Genomic DNA, 2,173 nt, shown 5'->3' with positions numbered 1-2,173 from the left:
GCCCGGCTTCGCCACCGGCGGCGACAATATCGCCGCACGGGTCGGCGGGGAGGCGGCGCGCGACCTGCACCGGCTGTCGATCGAAGGCGTGGAATTCGTGCGCGACACCATCGAGACGCTCGGAATATCGGCCGCCCTGCCGCGTGCCGGCCTGCTCAGCGTCTTGCGCTACGACGACGGCGATGCGCTGAAGGCCTATGCCGACCAGATGGCCCGCGACCATGGCTATGAACTTCAGTATCTCGATAGAGAAGACGTCCGCGCGGTGCTGAAGTCCGTCCGTTACCACCAGGGCCTGCGCGACCCGAACGCCTTTCACATCCATCCGCTGAACTATCTGCGTTGCCTGGCTGACGAGATCGAGCGCCTGGGTGGCAAAATCCATGAAAGCTCGGAGGTCGTAGAATGCGATCTCTCGGGGTCGCAAAAGATGCTTCGCACCAGACAGGGCACGCTTCGGGCACCCCAGATAGTGCTCGCGACCGGCGGCTACACCGGCCCGGTATTCGGCCAGCTCTACCGCGCCTTTCTGCCCATCGCGACCTATGTGATGGTTTCCGAGGCGGCTCCCCGCCTCATTGCACAAGCGGTCGCCACCGCGGATGCCGTAGGCGACAACAGGCGGGCCGGTGACTATTATCGCCTGGTCGAGGGCGGCAATCGCCTTTTGTGGGGCGGGCGCATCACCACGCGCGCCGCTTCCGCCGACGCGCTGGCGCACGAGTTGCGCCGTGAGATGGTCGGCACCTACCCGCAGCTTGCCGGCCTCAGGACCGAGCTGGCCTGGTCCGGGCTGATGTCCTACGCCCGGCATCTGATGCCCCAGATCGGAAAGCTGCGATCAGGCGTCTGGTACTGCACCGCTTTCGGTGGCCATGGCCTCAACACCACGGCGATTGCCGGAAAAATTGTCGCGGAGGGCATTCTGGGCGCTTCGGACCGGTACCGGCAGTTCGCGCCGTTCGGACTGAGCTGGGCCGGCGGCAACGCCGGCCTGGCCGCCGCGCAGCTCACCTACTGGAAACTGCAGGCGCAGGACTGGTGGCGGGAACGCCGCGCCACCGCCAAGGACAAGGTGACGGCATGATCGGCAGGCTGATGCTCTCCTATCCAGGGCTCGTTCGCCACGCCGCGGCGGCGCTTTTTCCGGCGCTGCTGGCCGCGGTCCTCTACGCCATGGGTATCAAGTCGAGCTGGATCGGCTCGTTGATGCCGCTTGCATCCGACTGGTTGCATGCCAACCCAGCCCTGTCGCGCGCCCTCTCGGCCGTGTTGATCGCGCTCCTGGTGCTCGTGAACTGCAAGCTGCTGCTGCTCCTGCCCCGACGCCAGCAGATCGCCGGCGTCTGGATCGAGCTGTTCGCGCTGCTGATGCTGTTCTTCTATTCCTTCGACCTCTCCTTTGCCTTCATCGCCAGGAAGGTCGGCTTCCTGATCACCCAGGGCGTTACCACGACGCTTTACATTTCGGCGATCTCGATCCTTATCGCGACCTTGATCGCGCTTGTCGGCGCCATCGCCAAACTGACCGGCAACGGCATCGTTTACGGACTGGCCACCTTCTACACGTCGCTGTTTCGCGGCCTGCCGTTGCTGATGCAGATCTACATCATCTATCTCGGCCTGCCGCAGGTCGGCTACGTGATCGGCGCGGTGCCGGCCGGCATCGTGGCGCTGTCGCTGTGTTATGGCGCCTACATGACCGAGATATTCCGCGCCGGCATCGAAAGCATTCCGCGCGGCCAAAGCGAAGGCGCAACGGCGCTCGGTCTGAGTCCCGGCCAGACCATGGCGCTGGTCATCCTGCCGCAGGCCATGCGCGTCATCATTCCGCCCACCGGCAACCAGTTCATCGCCATGCTGAAGGATTCCTCGCTGGTATCGGTCGTCGGCGTCTGGGAGATCATGTATCTCGCCCGCACGATGGGTCAGACGGAGTTCCGCCACATCGAGATGCTGATCACCGCCTCGATGATCTACTGGATCCTGTCGATCGCGCTGGAATTCGGCCAGGCCTATCTCGAACGGCGCTTCGGCCGATCGGAACGCTAGAGCGTGATGAGATTAGTTTCGGTCATAGCCGGAGTTTTCGAAGTAGTGTGAGCATTCTGTCGGTGTGATGCGGTTGAGAATTTGGCCGATCGCGTCGCAGACGGTTTGGACGGTGCGGCTT

2 protein-coding genes are annotated in these 2,173 nt (G+C 63.8%); both read left to right on the top strand.

The annotated features are described in order from the left end of the window. Positions 1-1,087: NAD(P)/FAD-dependent oxidoreductase (locus O7A61_RS31985; protein WP_337133140.1), on the top strand; the 1,087-nt coding region annotated here is incomplete at its 5' end. Continuing rightward, positions 1,084-2,052 carry an amino acid ABC transporter permease gene (locus O7A61_RS31980; RefSeq protein ID WP_337133139.1) on the top strand — a complete coding sequence of 323 codons (969 nt, stop codon included), beginning with the start codon at positions 1,084-1,086 and terminating at the stop codon, positions 2,050-2,052. The genes O7A61_RS31985 and O7A61_RS31980, both read left to right, overlap by 4 nt. Positions 2,053-2,173 lie beyond the last annotated feature (121 nt).

This window comes from Mesorhizobium sp. Cs1321R2N1, from assembly GCF_037179725.1.
Classification (GTDB): Bacteria; Pseudomonadota; Alphaproteobacteria; order Rhizobiales; family Rhizobiaceae; genus Mesorhizobium; species Mesorhizobium salmacidum.
Note: the sequence above shows the minus strand (reverse complement) of the source record. Positions and strands in the feature narration are given on the sequence as shown.

Excerpts from the sequence above, each read along its gene's own strand:
- O7A61_RS31980 (WP_337133139.1), top strand. The coding sequence starts at position 1,084 with ATGATCGGCAGGCTGATGCTCTCCTATCCAGGGCTCGTTCGCCACGCC.